At 69.6% G+C, this 16914-nt stretch carries 16 protein-coding genes; 11 read left to right on the plus strand and 5 right to left on the minus strand.

Going from position 1 to position 16914, the window contains the following annotated elements; translation table 11 throughout:
* The coding region (locus ON38_RS07490) for a TetR/AcrR family transcriptional regulator (RefSeq protein ID WP_039823542.1) at positions 1-570 on the minus strand (570 nt) is incomplete at its 3' end.
* 154 nt (positions 571-724) lie between these two features.
* Here ON38_RS07490 and abc-f point away from each other — a divergent pair.
* Together abc-f and ON38_RS07500 are read left to right on the plus strand one after the other, a co-directional pair.
* The gene (gene abc-f / locus ON38_RS07495; RefSeq protein WP_174372402.1) at positions 725-2332 is read left to right on the plus strand and encodes a ribosomal protection-like ABC-F family protein; all 1608 of its coding nucleotides are present in this window, start codon (positions 725-727) and stop codon (positions 2330-2332) included.
* Positions 2333-2421: 89 nt separating this feature from the next.
* Positions 2422-3045, plus strand: a complete 624-nt coding sequence (locus ON38_RS07500; protein ID WP_051164478.1) for a CatB-related O-acetyltransferase — start codon at positions 2422-2424, stop codon at positions 3043-3045.
* Positions 3046-3266: 221 nt separating this feature from the next.
* Here ON38_RS07500 and ON38_RS07505 read toward each other — a convergent pair whose 3' ends face one another.
* Complete coding sequence (locus ON38_RS07505) at positions 3267-3542, minus strand: hypothetical protein (protein ID WP_030524066.1); 276 nt, start codon at positions 3540-3542, stop codon at positions 3267-3269.
* A 220-nt stretch (positions 3543-3762) separates the two neighbouring features.
* On the opposite strand from ON38_RS07505, the gene ON38_RS07510 reads away from it, so the two are divergent.
* Positions 3763-4056: a hypothetical protein gene (locus tag ON38_RS07510; RefSeq protein WP_039823503.1), complete on the plus strand. Its 294-nt coding sequence runs from the start codon at positions 3763-3765 to the stop codon at positions 4054-4056.
* A 92-nt stretch (positions 4057-4148) separates the two neighbouring features.
* Positions 4149-5594 carry a DUF1254 domain-containing protein gene (locus ON38_RS07515; RefSeq protein ID WP_245563949.1) on the plus strand — a complete coding sequence of 482 codons (1446 nt, stop codon included), beginning with the start codon at positions 4149-4151 and terminating at the stop codon, positions 5592-5594.
* A gap of 18 nt (positions 5595-5612) precedes the next feature.
* On the opposite strand, the gene ON38_RS07520 is transcribed toward ON38_RS07515, so the two are convergent.
* Complete coding sequence (locus tag ON38_RS07520; RefSeq protein WP_245563950.1) at positions 5613-7685, minus strand: TerD family protein; 2073 nt, start codon at positions 7683-7685, stop codon at positions 5613-5615.
* 16 nt (positions 7686-7701) lie between these two features.
* Here ON38_RS07520 and ON38_RS07525 point away from each other — a divergent pair, with 16 nt between their 5' ends.
* Positions 7702-8187, plus strand: a complete 486-nt coding sequence (locus ON38_RS07525) for a hypothetical protein (RefSeq protein WP_051164475.1) — start codon at positions 7702-7704, stop codon at positions 8185-8187.
* 5 nt (positions 8188-8192) lie between these two features.
* On the opposite strand, the gene ON38_RS07530 is transcribed toward ON38_RS07525, so the two are convergent.
* Positions 8193-8582: a hypothetical protein gene (locus tag ON38_RS07530; protein WP_039823504.1), complete on the minus strand. Its 390-nt coding sequence runs from the start codon at positions 8580-8582 to the stop codon at positions 8193-8195.
* A gap of 80 nt (positions 8583-8662) precedes the next feature.
* Positions 8663-10123: an aminodeoxychorismate synthase component I gene (gene pabB, locus ON38_RS07535; protein WP_245563951.1), complete on the minus strand. Its 1461-nt coding sequence runs from the start codon at positions 10121-10123 to the stop codon at positions 8663-8665.
* 79 nt (positions 10124-10202) lie between these two features.
* On the opposite strand from pabB, the gene ON38_RS07540 reads away from it, so the two are divergent.
* From ON38_RS07540 to ON38_RS07565, 6 genes are all read left to right on the plus strand, one after another.
* Complete coding sequence (locus ON38_RS07540) at positions 10203-11267, plus strand: phosphotransferase family protein (protein ID WP_085995363.1); 1065 nt, start codon at positions 10203-10205, stop codon at positions 11265-11267.
* A gap of 304 nt (positions 11268-11571) precedes the next feature.
* A complete protein-coding gene (locus ON38_RS07545) occupies positions 11572-12702 on the plus strand; it encodes an NDMA-dependent alcohol dehydrogenase (RefSeq protein ID WP_039823507.1) in 1131 nt (376 codons plus the stop codon).
* A 395-nt stretch (positions 12703-13097) separates the two neighbouring features.
* Positions 13098-13928 carry a serine hydrolase domain-containing protein gene (locus ON38_RS07550; protein WP_039823508.1) on the plus strand — a complete coding sequence of 277 codons (831 nt, stop codon included), beginning with the start codon at positions 13098-13100 and terminating at the stop codon, positions 13926-13928.
* 95 nt (positions 13929-14023) lie between these two features.
* Positions 14024-14557, plus strand: coding sequence for a DUF3145 domain-containing protein (locus ON38_RS07555; RefSeq protein ID WP_039823549.1), 534 nt, complete (start codon positions 14024-14026; stop codon positions 14555-14557).
* Between the two features lie 128 nt (positions 14558-14685).
* Positions 14686-15303, plus strand: a complete 618-nt coding sequence (locus tag ON38_RS07560; protein ID WP_039823509.1) for a TetR/AcrR family transcriptional regulator — start codon at positions 14686-14688, stop codon at positions 15301-15303.
* Between the two features lie 340 nt (positions 15304-15643).
* Complete coding sequence (locus tag ON38_RS07565) at positions 15644-16894, plus strand: MFS transporter (protein WP_245563952.1); 1251 nt, start codon at positions 15644-15646, stop codon at positions 16892-16894.
* Positions 16895-16914: the final 20 nt, after the last annotated feature.

A 16914-nucleotide genomic window follows, 5' to 3' on the forward strand; every position in this document is an offset into this window, starting at 1 on the left:
CGCCCGGTCGGGAAGTCGCGGGTCGGGCGGGGTGCGCAGCAGTGTGAGCTGGTGGTAGACCGGCGCGGTGGCCGCGATCAGGACGGCCCGGGCGTCGACGCCGGGGGCGAGTTCGCCGCGGCGCACGGCTCGCTCGACCACGATCTCGGACTGGGCGTATCGGTTCTCCCACAACTGCCGGAGGGCGCGGGCGGCCTCCTCGGAACGGAACGACACCGCGATCAGCGCGGCCGCGATCGAGGGTTCCTCGGTGAGCGAGTCCTGGATCTCGCGATTGAGTGCGGCCAGATCTTCCTGGAGGGAGCCGGTGTCGCGGGGGTGCCAGTCGATATCGGCCGCCGCGGCGAAGACATCGGTGAGCAGGCCGCCGACATCGCGCCAGCGCCGGTAGACGGTGGTGCGGTGGACGCCGGCGCGGGCGGCGACGGTGTCCACGGTGAGTGCGTCGTAACCGTGCTCGGTCAGTTCCGCGTGCACGGCGTCCAGGACTTGGGCGCGGATACGGGCGGTCCGTCCGCCCGGGCGTACTGCCGGGCGAGGGGTCTCGTCGGCCGGGGGTGGAGAAGTCATGGGGATCATCCGGTTGCTCATGGGGAAGGGCTGTGGCACCATGCTAATGCAACAGTCGTCGCACTAGTGAGGTAGCCGATGCTCATTCGAAGCATTCCCCCCGTCCTGCGGTCCCCGGGGACCGCGTCGTACTCGAATGCTTCGGAGAGTGTCCATGCCCACCCAGATCACCGCGCTCGCGGTCACCAAGTCCTTCCACGGCCGGCGCGTTCTCGATGAGGTGACGTGCTCGCTCACCGCGGGCGAGCGCACCGGCATCATCGGCGAGAACGGATCCGGTAAATCCACCCTGCTGCGCCTGTTCGCCGGGCGGGAGCGGCCCGACGCCGGGGAGATCGTCGTCCGGGCCGACGGCGGTGTCGGCTATCTCGCCCAGGACGAGCAACTGCCACCGGAGACGACCGTCCAGCAGGTCATCGACCGGGCGCTGCGCGAGCTCCGCGCCCTCGAGGTGCGCATGCGTGCCCTGGAGGCCGCCATGGCATCCGGCGACGAGTCCGGATTGGCCGAATACGGCGAACTGACCACCGTTTTCGAACTACGCGGCGGCTACGACGCCGACGCACGGGTGGAGCGTGCCCTGCACGGTCTCGGCCTGGGACTGGTCGCCCGCGACCGCCGGGTCGGCGGGCTCTCGGGCGGAGAACAGGTCCGGCTGCGCCTGGCGGCGGTGCTGGCGGCCGGGTCGGAGGTGCTGCTGCTGGACGAGCCCACCAATCACCTCGACGACGACGCCCTGACCTGGTTGGAGGACCATCTGCGTACCCGCCGGGGCACCACGGTGACCGTCTCCCACGATCGGGTCTTCCTGGAGCGGGTCGCGACCACTCTGCTCGAGGTCGACGCGGATCGCCGCCGGGTGGTCCGATACGGCAACGGCTACGCGGGCTTCCGTGCCGAGAAGGCCGCGGCGCGGCAGCGGTGGGTCCAGGCCCACGAGCAGTGGCAGGCCGATATCGATCGGCTCCGGGAAACCGCCGCCACCACGGCGCGCCGGGTCGCTCCGGGCCGGGCGATGAAGGACAACAACAAGATGGCCTACGACCGCGCGGGCGGCCGGGTGCAGCAGTCGCTCGCCGGGCGGGTCCGCAATGCCGAGGAACGACTGCGCCGCCTGCTAGCCGACCCGGTGCCGCCGCCACCGCGGCCGTTGCGCTTCACCCCCGCCTTGCGGTCCGGCGGCGCGCCCGGCACCGTGATCGACGCCACCGGAATCGCGGTCACCGGCCGGCTGCTACCGACGAGCCTTACTCTCGCCGCCGGAGACCGCCTGCTGATCACCGGCCCGAACGGGGCGGGCAAGTCCACGCTGTTGCGGGTGCTGGCCGGGGGCCTCGCCCTGGACGCGGGCACCGTCGTCCGCCGCGGCCGCATCGGGTTTCTGGCACAGGAACCGCCGCCGGCCGAACCCGGGGAGACCCTGCTGGCGGCCTTCGCCCGCGGCCGCGCCGGGGACGCCGAAGAGCACGCCGAACGGCTCCTGGCGCTGGGCCTGTTCGACCGGACCCAGCTCACCGCCCGCGTCGCGGAGATGTCCACCGGGCAGCGGCAGCGGCTGGCCCTGGCGCGACTGGTGGTGGAACCATGCGATGCGCTGCTGCTCGACGAGCCCACCAACCACCTCTCGCCGGGTCTGGTCGACGAACTGGACACCGCGCTGGCCGAATACCGGGGCGCGCTGGTGATCGTCAGCCACGATCGCCGGCTGCGCGCGCGCTGGCACGGTGACCGGCTCCCCTTGCGGGCGACAGTGTCTGTCTGACCCTCGCCGAAATCCGAACACTCACGTCCCGAAGGAGTTCCGCCGTGCCCGCCGACCCCTTACCCACCGACCCCACCGTGCTGCACCCGATGCCCGGACAGCCGCGCGTGGTCCTGCTGAAACCGCTGATCACCTCACCGCTGATCGAGGCCGGGGAGTTCTCCTACTACGACGACCCCCACGATCCGACCGGGTTCGAAACCCGCAATGTGCTCTACCACTACGGGCCGGAGAAGCTGATCATCGGGAAGTTCTGCGCGCTGGCCACGGGCGTGCGGTTCATCATGAACGGCGCCAACCATCGAATGGACGGTCCGTCGACCTTCCCCTTTCCCACCATGGGTGGTTCGTGGGCGTCCCATATCGATCTGCTGACCGATCTGCCGAACCGGGGCGACACCGTCGTCGGCAACGACGTCTGGATCGGCAACGGCGCGACGATCCTGCCCGGCGTGCGGATCGGCCACGGCGCGATCGTCGGCGCCGGTGCAGTGGTCACCGGCGATGTACCCGACTACGGCATTGTCGGCGGTAACCCGGCCCGCCTCATCCGCAGCCGCTACGAGAAACCCGATATCGCCCGGCTGCTGGCGGTGGCCTGGTGGGACTGGCCGATCGAACACATCACCCGGCACGTGCGGACGATCATGTCGGGCAGTATCGCCGACCTCGAAGCCGCCGCCCGGCATCGACCCGGACCTGATATCCGGTGACGCCACCACCCGCCGACCGGCCCGCGCCGCCGCGTACTTCCGCTGACACGGCGGCGGTGCGGACCGCCTCGGGCGGGTGGATGTCGAGGGCGCGCGAATGCGCCTCCGCCAGGACGGAACCGAGCTCGGTCCGGCCGAGTCGCGCGCGGTCATCGAGGCGGACGCCCGTGACCGGGATCGAGCCGGCCGAGACGCCGCGGAACTGAACGCGGTGCGGCGCGTCAGCCGATCACGGCGTTCATGATGGTGCCCGCGCTGGTGGCGATGACACCGCCGATCATGGCCCCGGCCACCATCTTCGGCGACTCCAGGCCACCGCCGGACCATTTCTCCCAGGCGAACTTGCCGCCGGCGTAGATGATCGCGCAGATCCCGGCGAGCAGCACGAACCAGGTCAGATACCTGACGAGTTGCAGGAATTTGTCCGAGATGGGGGGTGCTTCGGGTGTGGGGTTACCGATTTGCGCCAGCGTATCGGTCACGGCGGCCAGTATCATCTCGCAGCTCACTCTGGTTTCGGGGTGGGCGGGAACGCTAACGCATCGTAACCGCTCGCCGGGTGGTACGCAGTAATCCCAGGTCCGGGTAGGTGTTCGGGTCACCAGCGGTTATAGCGTGAAAGCCGCTGCGCGGCAAGAACTTGCGCCGCACCGGTATCGGTCTGGATGATGGAGGAGGGGCCGTGCGCCCCGGACGGTATCGGCGAGGGAGCAGACGGTGAGCAGCATCGCGGCGTCGGTTGTGGACGCAGTATCGGTATACGCACAGGTCAGCGATCCCACTCCGGAACCGCCGCCGCTGGCGGACAAGATCGATCAGTTCGTCCGCTACGGCACCTGGCTGGCCATTCTGTCGGGCACCGTCAGCATCATCTTCGCGGGTGCCAAGTTCGCCTGGGAGAAATGGTCGGGTAGCGGTATGGAGTCGCCGAAGATGGTGGCCGGAGCCATGATCGGCGGGGTCGTCGCCACCAGCGCGGGCACCATCATGAATACGGTTCTCGCCATCTGAGAGCGGCCGCGCCGAGCGCATCCGCTACGTTCCAGTTATCTCCGCGTATCCTGCTCGCAGTCCGTCGACAGCGATGAGCAGGGAGAGTGCGAATGCGCGAAGTGCCCGCCGCGGCAGCCGGAGGCATGACGCAGCCGGCGGCAGACCGGTTCCGGATGACCCGGCGGTCGATGCTGGGCCTCGTCGCGGTCACCGGCCTGGCGGCCTGCGGCGGTGAGGACTCCGGCACTCCGATCGAGCCGTCGGGTACCCCCGCCACCCGGCGGGAGGTGGCGGCCGACGCCTATATCTTCGGCTACCCCATGATCCTGATCGACACATTACGCAGACGGGCACTGGACTACGTATCCACCAATCGGTTCCAGCACACCTCCTCCCTGCCACCCGCGAGCCAGCGCACGGTGGTCCGGATCGACCTGGACAACCTGTATTCGGTGGCATGGCTGGATCTACGCAAGGAACCGGTGCTCTTCGAGGTACCGGAGATCCGGGATCGGTACTGGGTGATGCAGGTTCTCGACGCCTGGTCCAATACGGTGTCCACGCCGAGCAGCGTGCGACCGGAGGTCGAACCGGGCACGTCCCCGCCCTATACCTACGCGGTCACGGGGCCGGGCTGGGACGGGAAGCTGCCGGCCGGTGTCGTGCACCTTCCGGTGCCGACCGCGGATGCCTGGCTCTACGGGCGGGTCGAGGTGCGCGGCAGCGCCGATGTGCCCGCCGTTCGCGCCGTCCAGGCCCAGCTCCGGCTGGCGCCGCTCAGCGCGTGGAATACGCGGGCGGCCACCGAATCGGAGTCGATACCGGGTAATCAGGACTGGTCGGAACCGGTGGGCCGCGATTCGGTCGAGGCGATGTCGACGCGCGAATACTTCGACCGCCTGTGCGAGTTGATGGAGGACAATCCACCGGCGCCGGAGGACGAACCGGCGATGCGGCGGTTCGCCACCATCGGAATCCGCCCGGGCGGATCCCCGGAAGGGGTGAGCACCGGCGAACTCGACGCGGGCGTCGACGCGGCGCAGCAGAAGATCAAGGCCTACGTCGACCCGGCCTCCCGGATGCGCGACGGCTGGCTGGTGGCCTTGAACGTCGGTCGGTACGGCACCAATTATCTGCTGCGTGCCACCACAGCCAGAAGGGGTGTCGGCGCCAATATCGCCGAGGCCGCTCTCTATCCGGCGTTGTTCGACGAGGCCGACGAGGACGGCGACCCGCGGGAGTTCACCCTGCGGTTCGAACCCGGTCAAGCACCCCCGGCGGCCGCGTTCTGGTCGATCACCGCCTACGGGGCCGACGGCTACCTGGTGCCGAACGCGGCGGACCTGCACACCATCGGGCATCCGGTGGCACCGCATGTAGCGCCCGACGGTGCGCTGGAATTCGCGGTGCAGGCCGCCGATCCCGGGCCCGGGGTGCCGCGGTCCAACTGGTTGCCGATCCCCGAGCAGGGCCAGTTCTCCCTCATCATGCGGTTGTACGAGCCCGAACAGCGGGTGCTGGAGGGCAACTGGTCGCCGCCGCCGCTGGTGTCCTGACCCGCGGCCGTACCGCGATCAGATATTGGCCCCTTTGGTGCGATTGCAGCCGCGGCACAGGATCTGCAGATTGGCCGCGCTGGTGGCGCCACCGCGGCTGAGCGGGATCACGTGATCGAACTCCAGATAGTGGCTCTCGCCGCATTCCACGCAGCGTCCGCCGTCGCGCTGCCACACCTCCGCTTTCACCTCTTGTGGAATACTGCGCGAATCCCGTTGTCCCGGGGCCAGGACCAGTCGTTTCGCAATGCGCAGCGCCCCCTCCAGCGCGGCCGCGAGATATTCCGGATCGGTGACGGCGAAGGTGGCGCCGCCGCGCGCCGATGTGGCCGCGACCACCACGGTGTCGTATTCGGCGGCCACCGAGACGATCCGCGACCACGGCAGTTCCACGCCCGCGCCCGTGCCCACGAAGCGCAGCTTCTTGGTGCTCACGATCAACCGGCCCTCGGTGTGCTTGGGGCCGCGGGCCAGCTCCCGGATATGGGTCGCATCGATATCGAGGTACACCAGTTCCTCGGCGTCCAGATGCAGGTCCGGTGTGGCGATCGCGGGCAGATCACCCTCCCGTAGTCGCGACAGCGCGCGGCCCCGGGCCAGCCGCGACCGCAGTTCATCGATCAGGGGACCGCTCAGACCGAGTTCGGTGACGGCGGATTCGACATCGTCGTATTCCTCGGCGGTGATCTGCCCGTCGGCGAACGCGAAGGCGACCCGCCGTTCCACGTAATGCAGCGCCGCCGGTTGCAGTGCGGCGCGCGCCGCGGCCGCATCGATGCGCTGATAGCGCAGGGAAGCCCACAGCGCCTCCCACTCCGGCCCGCGCGGCCCGGTGGCGGCGAGCGACCGGGCCGCGCGGGTGTGCCAGTGGATGAGGAAATCCTCGGTCTCCGCGGCGCAGGACGCACACGGGTGATGGCCGCCGAAGACCCGGCGCCGCCGCCGCGCGCCGCAGCGCTCGCAGTCGTGGGCGTGCGGTCGCACCGCCGGGCGCCGGTCGGTGGTCCAGCGTTCCCCGTCCCACCAGCGCAGCCGGGCCGGATCCTCGGGGTCGCGGTACCAGTCGGCGCGGGCGGGTTCGGGGGGCGGGGGCAGGCGCACCGGCTCGGTGGCGAGCCGGCGCAGCGTCACTGTTCCGGGGAGTTGCCGGGTGGGCTGCGGTTCGGCGAAACGGTCCCAGGGCGGGGCGGGAGCCGCGGTGGGCGGGGACTCGTCGAGGCGGTAGTGGGCGTTGCCCGGATGCGCTCCGCGGGAGGCGCCGCGGGCGCCGTTCGCGGCGGTGGTCGTCGGTTCGGGACCGCGGTGGGGATTCGCCCGATCACCGGCGCGGGGCGGCTCCTCGGCGGCGATTCCGGTGCGGCGGCGGCCGGGATCGGCGGGGCGGTCGAGGACCGCGGTACTGCGGTCCCCGGCCGGGGACGCGGCCGGTCGCAGATGTTCCGTGGGCTCCTCGGAGGCCGTCCGGGCCGGCGCCTCGGCGCGGGGCGGCGGCGGGGCGGACTGCCGTGCCGCGGGCTCCTCGTCGACCTGGATACCGAACTCGGTGATCAGACCCGCCATCCCGGCGGCCCAGCCCTGTCCGACGGCGCGGAACCGCCAGCCGCCGTCGCGGCGGTAGAACTCGCCGAACATCATGGCCGACACCGATTCCGCGTCGTCGACGGTGAACACCGCCACCGGTCCGTCGACCGCGAACACCGTGAGCGTCACCTCGCCGAGGTCGGTGAAGGTCGCCTCCTCCAGTGAGCCCGACACCACGATGCGATCGACCTCGGCCTCGGTGCGCGGTAGCGAAACACTGAGCCGCGCCGTGCCCGGATCGGGGTCCTGATCGAGGGTGACGGCCTGGGAGATGTGGCGGGGCGCGTTGTAGAAGACCAGATCCCGGTCGCCGCGCACCGTCCCGTCGCTGCCCAGCAGCAGGGCGTGCGCGTCCATCGTATGGTCCGACCGCCAGGAAATCACCACGGCCAGAAGCGATGTCGGTATCGGCGTATTGGCGCCCTTGCTCAGTTCCATCGTCGTCGAACTATGCCATGCGATGCCGACACGCCCGCAGGTGTGCAGGTCGTAGCGGTTTTCGGGATCCATGCGGCAGAGTTGTGGCATGACCGATCCGGGGCAGCCGGGGGACAAGAGACCGGGCGCCCGGCGGGTCCCCACACCCGCCGATGTGCTCGCCGCCGCCCAGACCGCGGTGGATGCCGCGCAGTCCGCGGCCGGTCAAGCACTGGAGGCCGCCCAGCTGACCGCCGGCCAGGCATTCGACGCCGCGGTACGGCTGCCGCCGGCGTCGGCGCAGCTGGCGGCGCAACTGCCCGATGTGCTGGAGAACCTGTCCAGTGCCATCGACCGGCTCAATGCCACGATCGACCGGCTCGACCGCACCCTGGCGCTCGCCGACCCCGCGTTCGCGGCCTACGACCGGCTGCTGCCGCGGCTGGAGGCGATGATCGCGCTGGGTGAGGATCTGTTCGGCGCGCTGGCCCGATTGCCCGGGGTGGGCCGGCTCGGCCGGATGGCCGGCTTCACCGCGGGCGAACCCGCGGAACCGGAACCCGAACCGAAGAAGCGTCCTCGGCGTCGTTCCTGAGCGCCTCAGGCCGAGTCGAGCGTCCGGCCGTTGTAGGGGGTGTCGTGGGCGGTGCGATCGTGTACGGGACGTACCTGCACCTCTTCGTCGTCAAAGGTGATCTGCGCGTTCTTGTTCGCACTGAGCAGGATCAGCACCAGCTGGTCGGCGATCCGGTCGGCGGTCTCCCCGCTGGGGTAGCGGCCCAGTATCCGGACACTCGGCTCGACGGTGCCGCTGCCCCGGTCGTAGTCCCATTGCCCGCTGCCGGTCGCCACCGCCAGCCGGGCCACGACTTCGACGGCGCCCGGACCATCGTGTGGGCCGCGTTCACGTACCGGTTCCGTGCCGATCTCGATGATCTGGTCGGCGCGAAGCCAGTCCCCACCATGTGTTCTCACCCAGAGCTGTGCCATCGCTCCATTGTCGCGCTGTTCGCGGGATCGGGCCGCTCGTTTGCGATGGCCCGCAATACTTCTCGCCGGCGCCGCGGTGCTCACCCGGCCGCGGTCACCTCGCCGGCCGGTGCGACGGCGCCGGCCGTGGCCCGGTACACCGCCGCGGCCTTGAGCAGCATCTCCTCGTATTCCGCCTCGGCCACCGAGTCCAGCACGATGGCGCCACCGGCCCCGATCTGCCAGGTCCCGGCGTAGCGCACCGCGGTGCGGATGACGATATTGAGGTCGGCCGTACCGCCCAGCCCCAGAAACCCGATCGTCCCCGAATACACTCCACGCGCCCGGGTTTCGAGGGTGTCGATGATCTGCAGCGTGCGGAGCTTGGGCGCCCCGGTCATGGAGCCGCCGGGGAAACAGGCGCGCAGGCAGTCGACGACCCCGGTATCGGCACGCAGGGTGCCGCGGACGGTGGAAACCAGCTGGTGCAGCGTCGAGTAGGTCTCGGTGGCCAGCAGGTCGCGCACCCGCACACTGCCGATCTCGCAGACCCGTCCCAGATCGTTGCGCAGCAGGTCCACGATCATCACGTTCTCCGCCCGGGTCTTCGGGTCCTCGACGAGCGCACGACGCAGCTGTTCGTCCACCACCGGGTCGGGGTCGCGGCGGGCGGTGCCCTTGATCGGTTTCGTCTCGACGACCCGGTCGCGGTCGATCTTCAGGAAGCGTTCGGGGGAGGAACAGGCGATTTCCAGGTCGCCGAACCGCAGGTAGGCCGAATAGGGCGCCGGATTGGCCCGGCGCAGCGTGCGATAGGCATCGAGTCCGCCGGAGGTGGCGGGAAAGACGAGCTGATCGGTCAACGTGATCTCGTAGGATTCACCGGCCCGCAGCGCGGCCCGGCAGTCGGCGATATCGCGCAGGTAGCGCGCCCGGCCGCGGACCAGGTGGGCCTCGAGGCCGGTGGTGTCGCCTCCGGTGTCGATCGGCGGTGGATTCGACCAGGTCGGCAGCGTGTCCAGTATCGCCGCCGTGGTGCGCAGCCAGGCCCGTGCCGCGGCGCCGCCGGAATCGTCGGCCAGTGCCAGCAGATATGTGCGCCCGGCGAGATGGTCGACGACGACCACCCGGTCGGCGAAGATCCACTGGGCGTCGGGTGCCGGGGCGCGGTGCGCCGCCGACCCGCCGCAATCGGCCTTGACCTCATAGCCGAGGTACCCGACGTAACCTCCCGCGAAATCGAACGGGAAGTCCGCCGGCAGCGGGACCGGCCGTGCCCGCAGTGCTTCGGCCAGATGGTCGAGAACGGTGCCCGGCTCCTCGCGGACGGCGCCGTCGGCGGTGCGGACGGTGACCCTGCCGCTGCCCACCCGGTAGCCGATCACCTCGGCCAGCGGGCCGGTGGCGTCGCCGAGGAACGAGAAGCGGGCCGATCCCCGTTCCACGTGCTCGCTGTCGAGCCAGAACGCGGTCGTCGAAGTGCCGTACAACCGCAGGAAGACCGCCTCGGTATCGACGGCCCGCTCGAGTACACGGTGCTGGAGGGTCACGGAGAAAGACATCGTGGACCGAACCCTACGCCGCGAGCGGGTAGCGAACTGTTGTCGGTTGCCCGCAGTTTGTCCGAGCGGTTGGGGCACAATGTCAGGCATGTCTGTTGCGCAGCCGGAAGGCGTGGATCCCCAGCACGTCGACTTCACCGTGGTCGGGAACTGGATGGACGAGCGGGGGCTCGCCGGCGGTGAGTTCCAGGAGGTGAAGGCGCTCGGCGGCGGCACGCAGAACATCATGCTTCGTTTCACCCGGGGCGGGCGCGAGTACGTGCTGCGCCGCGGTCCGGCGCATCTGCGCCCGAAGAGCAACGAGGTCATCCGCCGGGAGGCGCGGCTGCTGGGCGCGCTGGCCGATACCGATGTCCGCGCGCCGCGGGTGATCGCCGCCGAACCCGATGAGTCGGTGCTGGGCGCGGTCTTCTATCTGATGGAACCGATCGAGGGTTTCAACCCACAGACCGAGCTGCCCGCCCGCTTCGCCGAGGACGCGGAGGCCCGCCGGCAGATGGGCCTGTCGGCGGTGGAGGCCATCGCCCGGCTGGGTGCGCTGGACTACCGGGCGCTGGGCCTGGACGATTACGGCAAACCCGAGGGGTTCCTGGAGCGGCAGGTCGGCCGCTGGACCCACGAGCTGGAGTCGTACTCGGCGCACGAGGGGTACCCGGGCCCACGGATTCCGGGCCTGGAGGCGGTGGCCGACTGGCTGGAACGTCACCGCCCGGCCGAATGGACCCCGGGCATCCTGCACGGTGACTGCCATCTGGCCAACATCATGTTCTCCTACGAGCGGCCCGAGGTCGCGGCCCTGGTCGACTGGGAGATGTCGACCATCGGCGATCCGCTGCTGGACCTCGGCTGGCAGATCGCGACCCGGCCCGAGCCGGGGACCTCGGGGGCGGCGCTGATCGGCAAGCTCGGCGAGGCCGGTTCACTGCCGACGAGCGCGGAGATGATCGAACACTACGGCAAGTTCTCCGAGCGTGATCTGGGCGCGGTCACCTGGTACACGGTGCTGGCCTGCTTCAAACTCGGCATCGTGCTCGAAGGCACCTACGCGCGGTCCTTCGCCGGTAAGGCGCCCAAGCGGGTCGGTGAGTTCCTGCACGCGAATACCCTCGAACTCTTCGCGCGGGCGCGCGGACTCATGGAGTGAGAACAGGTTTCATTAATCCGGCGCGTCCGGTGTGTGCGGGCGCTTCTCCCCGCCCGGGCCGGGCGGAATGGCGGCATACCTGTCCGTAGGTGCCGCCGCCGGGGTATAGGTGGTGGAAGCGGCCGATTCGGAAGTTGTCCGGCAGGCGGCCGGCGGTGGGTGCCCACCGCCGGCCGCGGTGCAATGGTCGGCCGACCAGTTCTCTCCGGAAAATCTTCGCCAAACCACTAGAACGTGTTCCAGTTCGTATCGTAGTGTGGAGGCCGTCACATGAAAGCCCGCGCATGCGAGAGGTCGGACACGAATGAAGACGAAGGGCGCGATCCTGTGGGGGATCGACGAACCGTGGTCGGTCGAGGAAATCGAACTCGGTGACCCCCGCGCCGGTGAGGTGCAGATCCAGCTGGAAACCGCCGGAATGTGCCATTCGGACCACCATATGGTCACCGGAGCCACCCCGATGCCGTCGTTCCCGGCCATGGGTGGCCACGAAGGCGCGGGCGTCATCACCAAACTGGGCCCCGGCACCCCGCCCGACCTCGCCGTCGGCGATCACGTGGTGCTGTCGTTCATCCCGGCCTGCGGCCGCTGTCCGGCGTGCGTATCGGGCAATATGGCCCTGTGCGATCTCGGCATGGGTCTGCTCTCCGGGCAGTCCATCAGCGACGGCAGCTACCGCATCCAGGCGCGCGGTAAGGACGTCATTCCGATGTGCCTGCTCGGCACCTTCTCGCCGTATATGACGGTGCACTACAGCTCGGTGGTCAAGATCGACCCGGAGATCCCGTTCGAGGTCGCGTGCCTGGTCGGCTGCGGTGTGCCCACCGGATTCGGCTCCTCCACCCACGTCGCCAACGTGATGCCCGGCGATACCGCGGCCATCGTCGGCATCGGCGGTGTCGGGATGAGCGCGCTGCAGGGCGCGGTGCTCTCCGGGGCGCAGAAGGTCGTCGCCATCGACCCGAACCCGTGGAAGCTGGAGCAGGCCAAGAAGTTCGGCGCCACCCACACCTACGCCAGCATGGCCGAGGCGATCATGCCGCTGATGGAGGCCACCGAGGGCCGGATGGCCGACAAGGTCATCCTCACCATGGGTGAGATGCAGGGCGAATACATCGAAGAGGGTCTGATCCTCACCGCGAAGGCGGGCACCCTGGTCGTCACCTCCATGGGCCGGATGGACGCCGCCGACGTGAAGATGAACAACTTCCTGCTCTGCATGCTCCAGAAGACGGTCAAGGGCTGCATCTTCGGTGGCGGAAACGCCCGCCAGGACATTCCGCGCCTGCTGTCCATGTACAAGGCCGGGCAGCTGAACCTGGACGATATGGTCACCCGCAGCTACTCACTGGAGGACGTGAACCAGGGTTACAAGGACATGCTGGACGGCAAGAACATCCGCGGCATCATCAAGTACACCGACGCCGACCGCTGAGCGGCGGGCATCCGGGTGGGCCGACCCCTCACCGGCCCACCCGATGCCGGTAGCGGTCCGGGGCCGATATCGCCGGCTCGGATTTCCGGCAGCCGGGCGTCCACCTGCGCCGGGTGGCCCGAGTCGCCCGCCGCGGCGGGCGTAGCGTTCCGCGGGTCGGCCCCTGGGTGAGCCGGTCGCGGTACGGGTGGGGAAATGACGTCTCCACCGGCGTGACCGCGCCGGCCGGCGCCGCGGCCGACCGCTCCACCTGGGCTACCGCCCGGTGGATCCACTCTGCGGCATAGTGTTTGCGAGCATGGGCCCGTCATCGGCGTGACGGCGGCATTCCAACGCTCTGCGGTAACTGCTCGGCCGGGTTCCGCGGCCCCGGTTCCGTCTCGTAACCTCGGGGTGTGCGCGCACTCGAGCAGATCCAGGAATGGCCGGTCCGGCATGCCGCGGCGGGTGTGATCACCCGGGAAGGCCGCTGGTCGGCCGGTGAACCGGACCGGGTCTACCGCTTGGCGTCGGTCACCAAACCCCTGGCCGCCTACGCGGTGCTGGTCGCCGTGGAGGAGGGGGCGATCGAACTCGATCAGCCCGCCGGGCCGCCCGGCGCGACCGTCCGTCATCTGCTGGCCCACACCTCCGGCGTGGCCTTCGACACCACCGATATCCTGGCCCGGCCCGGTGCCAAACGCATCTATTCGAGTGCCGGTTTCGAACTGCTGGCCGACGCGGTCACCGAACACACCGGTATCCCTTTCCCGGAGTACCTGCGGCAGGGCGTCTTCGAGCCGCTGGGTATGGTCGATTCGGAATTGACGGGCTCGGCCGGGCACGGCGCGAGTTCCACCCTCGCCGACCTGTTGCGTTTCGCGGCCGAACTTCTCGAACCGCGCCTGATCTCGGCGCACACTCTGGCGGAGGCCACCAGCGTGCAGTTCCCGGGTAGCGACGGTGTCCTGCCGGGTTTCGGCTCGCAACGGCCCAATGATTGGGGCCTGGGCTTCGAGATCAAGGACGGTAAGTCACCGCACTGGACGGGGTCCGCCAATTCGGCCGAAACCTTCGGTCATTTCGGGCAGTCCGGGACGTTCCTGTGGGTCGATCCGCGCCCGGGCGTGGCGTGTGTGGCCTTGAGCGACGAGAATTTCGGTGATTGGTCGCGCGAAGTATGGCCTCCGTTCAGTGATTCGGTCATTGCGGAGGCAACACTCGCGCGCAACACGGCAGTGAAGTAACACGTGTAACACCGGGCACTCGAGTACACTCGGGCAACGCCTTGTCGACGGACCGTTGGGGAAGACGAGCATCGTCGAAACCGGAGGTGTACGTGGTGCGCGGATCGTCCCGATATGCGGAGGCAACGGCGGGTGTGGTGTACATCCACTCGTCGCCCGCCGCGCTGTGCCCGCATATCGAATGGGCGCTGGCGGCCGCTCTCGGTGTCCCCGCCTCGCTGCGCTGGACTGCGCAGCCCGCCGCCCCCGGGCAACTCCGCGCCACGACCGAATGGGTGGGCCCGGCCGGTACCGCGTCCCGTATCGCGCAGTCACTGCGCTCCTGGCCGGTCCTGCGTTTCGAGGTGACCGAGGATCCCAGCGACGGCGTCGACGGGGAGCGCTACAGTTTCGTGCCGTCGCTGGGTCTGTGGCATGGCTCGACCAGTGCCAACGGGGACGTGATGGTGGGCGAGATGCGGCTGCGTGTCCTGTTGCAGGCCGACCGTGAGCTGGGCCGGCACACCGGATTCGATCTGCCCACGGAACTGGATCGGGCGCTGGGGACGGCCTGGGACGAGGATCTGGAGGTCTACCGGACCGGCAGCGAGGGCGCCGAGGTGACCTGGCTGCGCCGCGACGTCGGCTGAGTACCGAATCCGGACGGGAGCGGTCGGCTCGGTTCGTGGCGGTGGCCGTCCTCCGGCTCGGTTCGCGGCAGGGGCTGTCGCGGACGGGATTATGGACAGTGCGTTACAAAACAAGCTAGGGTAACCGCATGGCACGTCCGCGCAGTTTCGATCACGAGCGGGTCATCGATGCCGCCACCCGGCAGTTCGGCCGGGCCGGCCTGCATGCCACCAGTGCCGAGGATCTCTGCCGGGAAACGGGTCTGGGTCGTAGCAGCCTGTACAACACCTTCGGGAGCAAGGACGAGCTGTTCGCGCAGTGCCTCGAGGCCTATCTGGGGCGGACCCTGGCACGTACCGAGAAGATCATCGGTGATCCCACGCGCCCGACGGTGGAACGTATCGGGGAATTGCTCCGCGCGGTCGCGGCCGAGGAGGCCGAGCGGGCGGCCTCCGGGGCGCCCCGGGGATGCCTGGCGGTGAACACGGTGACCGAACTGGCAGACGATCCCGAGCACGAGGCGAGTATCGAGCGGATCGGCCGGGATACGGCCGCGCGGCTGACCATGCTGACCGCGGTGCTGCGGGCGGGGCAGGCGGCGGGGGAGGTGACGACGAGTGTTTCTGCCGAAGGGCTCGCCGCGTTCGTGAATTCCGCGGTCGCGGGGCTGCGGGTGTCATCCCAGGGCCGGGTGGCCGCGCCCTGGTGTGACGAGATCGTCGAGGCGGCGCTACGGGCGCTACGGCCGGACCGACTGGACGGCTGAACGGGATGAACCGACGGGCTCGTCCGCACGGCCGAATTTTGGACTATTCGATACAAAACGACGGAGTCGCGCCCAGGGGAAATGCCCTGGCCGGCTGTGGCGGCGGCCGCCGTGCGGCGCGGAGTGGCCCGCGCGATTCCGGGTTCGCTTCCGCTCCGGTCCGGGCCGGTGCATTCGCCGATTCCGCGGAGGTGCGCGGACCTCCGGTCGCTGCCCGCGGAATCGCCTGATCCGAACCGCCCGATCCGAAAAGTCCGTTGTCGCGGCATTCGCTGCTCGATAGCGGGCCCGGCCGCGTCGCCGGAATTTTAGAATAATCATTACAAAACTGGGAGCTCCTGTGACACCGACCTCGCCGCCCGCCCGCGCCACCACGGTGCCGGCCGCGGTCTATATCCTCGCCGTGGGTATTTTCGCCATGGTCACCAGCGAATTCGCTGTCGCCGGTCTCATGCCCCAACTGGCCGAGAGTCTGCACACCGGAATAGCGCAGATCGGGTATCTCGTCACCGTCTTCGCCGCCGCCATGGCACTGGGCGGGCCGCTGCTGATCCTGGCTCTGTTGCGGGTACCGCCGAAGCCCGCGATCATGCTCGTCTTCGCGCTCTTCTTCGCCGGGAATCTGCTGGCCGCACTGGCTACGTCGTATCCGGTGATGGTCGTCGCCCGCGTTGTGACCGGTATCGCCGCCCAGGCGTTCTTCGGTCTGGCCGTCTCCCTGGCCCTGCGGCTGGTGGACGAACGGATCCGTGGCCGTGCCGTGTCTGTCGCGATGAGCGGGCTCATGCTCGGGACACTGCTGGGCCTGCCGCTGGCCACCTTCGTCGGCGGCCGGCTGGGCTGGCAGGCCGCGTTCTGGACCGTGGCCGTCCTGACCGCGCTCGCGGCGGCGCTCACGCTGGCCTTCGTCCAAGAGCCCGCCCGGCCCACCGGCGACGAGCATGCCGCGGGCCCCTCCGCGGCCGGCGAACTGCGGGCCCTTCGTCGCCCGCAGCTGCTGCTCGCATTGGTCTCCAGCACCCTGATCATCGGCGCGACCTTCTCCGTCTTCAGCTTTCTCGCCCCGGTCCTCACCCGAGTCACCGGATTCGGCGAGGGGGAGGTACCGCTGCTGCTGCTCGGCTACGGCGCCGCGACCGTGGTGGGCAATATGGTGGTGGGCCGCCTCGCGGATCGGCACACCGTCCCCACGCTCCTGATCGGCACCTTGCTCAATATCGTGTTCCTCACCGGCTTCGCCGTGTGCACCGGCTCCCGGCCGCTGGCGGTGCTGTTCATGCTCGGTATCGGTTTGGTGGGGGTGACGATGAATCCGGCCATGGCGGTACGGGTTCAGCGGTCGGGCGGTACCGGTGTGGTGGTGAACACGGTGCACACCTCCTTCATCACGCTGGGAGTCATCGTCGGCTCGGCCGTCGGCTCGAGTCTCGTACCCGCTTTCGGGCTGCGGGCGCCGCTGGTACTCGGTGTCGTGCTGGCCGTTCTGGCGGTGGCCGCCATCGCGCCGGCGCTGAAAGCGCGGACTCCGCGGCCCGGCGGCGAGCACGTCCCCGGCGGCGAGCGGCCCGAGCCGAGCTACCTGGGCGCGTAGCGGCGCGTCGGTGAACCGGC

This window comes from Nocardia testacea NBRC 100365 (assembly GCF_000308775.1).
GTDB classification, from domain to species: Bacteria; Actinomycetota; Actinomycetes; order Mycobacteriales; family Mycobacteriaceae; genus Nocardia; species Nocardia testacea.